Source organism: Arthrobacter sp. 05T420, from assembly GCF_056396305.1.
The window spans coordinates 1-1073 of sequence record NZ_JBFTLG010000042.1 but is presented as its reverse complement, the minus strand read 5'-3'; the positions used below and the strand labels follow the sequence as shown (position 1 = coordinate 1073).

General features: G+C 64.5%; 1 pseudogene. It reads right to left on the bottom strand.

From position 1 onward, the window contains the following. Positions 1-1073, bottom strand: a pseudogene (locus AC1DEM_RS21620) (pyruvate dehydrogenase (acetyl-transferring), homodimeric type); the annotation flags it as partial.

Here is a 1073-nt window from a genome sequence, read left to right as displayed (position 1 = left end):
TTCTGGCCGTTCGGGTTGTAGATCTTCGCCGTCGGGAAGAACGCGTCCATGCCGAAGGTGCGGGCCTCATCCGGAATGATCGGCACAATCCGCTTGCCGAACTCCTTGTCCCGCATGAGGTCCTTGAGCAGGCGGACAAACGCCATGGTGGTGGCGGCGTGCTGCTTGCCGGAGCCGCGGTTCGCGACTTCGTATGCCTTCTCATCCGGRAGGGTGACGTCCACGTGCTTGGAGCGGCGTTCGGGGACGAATCCGCCGAGTTCCTTGCGGCGGCCCATGAGGTACTGGATYTCCGGGGAGTCCATGCCGGGGTGGTAGTACGGCGGSCGGTAGAGGTCCGCTTCGAGCTGGTCGTCCGTGATCGGGATGCGCAGGTGGTCGCGGAAGGCCTTGAGGTCSGCGAGGGTGAGYTTCTTCATCTGGTGGGTCGCGTTGCGGCCCTCGAAGTGCGTGCCCAGCCCGTAGCCCTTGACCGTGTGGGCCAGGATGACGGTGGGCTTGCCCTTGAACTCGGTGGCGGCCTTGTACGCGGCGTAGACCTTGTTGTAGTCGTGGCCGCCGCGCTTGAGGTTCCAGATCTCGTCGTCGGTCAGGTCCTGGACCATTTCCTTGGTCTGCGGGGTCTTGCCGAAGAAGTGCTCGCGGACGAACGCGCCGGACTCGGCCTTGTAGGTCTGGTAGTCGCCGTCGACGGTCTCGTTCATGATTTTGACSAGCGAGCCGTCCTCGTCCTTGGCCAGCAGGTCATCCCACTCCCGGCCCCAGACCACCTTGATGACGTTCCAGCCSGCGCCGCGGAAGAAGGCCTCCAGTTCCTGCATGATCTTGCCGTTGCCGCGGACGGGYCCGTCGAGGCGCTGGAGGTTGCAGTTGACCACGAAGTTCAGGTTGTCGAGCTTGTCGTTCGCGGCGAGCTGGAGCAGGCCGCGGGACTCGGGCTCGTCCATTTCGCCGTCGCCCAGGAACGCCCAGACCTGCTGGTCCGAGGTGTCCTTGATGCCGCGGTTGTGCAGGTACCGGTTGGACTGCGCCTGGTAGATCGCGTTCATCGGGCCGATGCCCATCGAGACCGT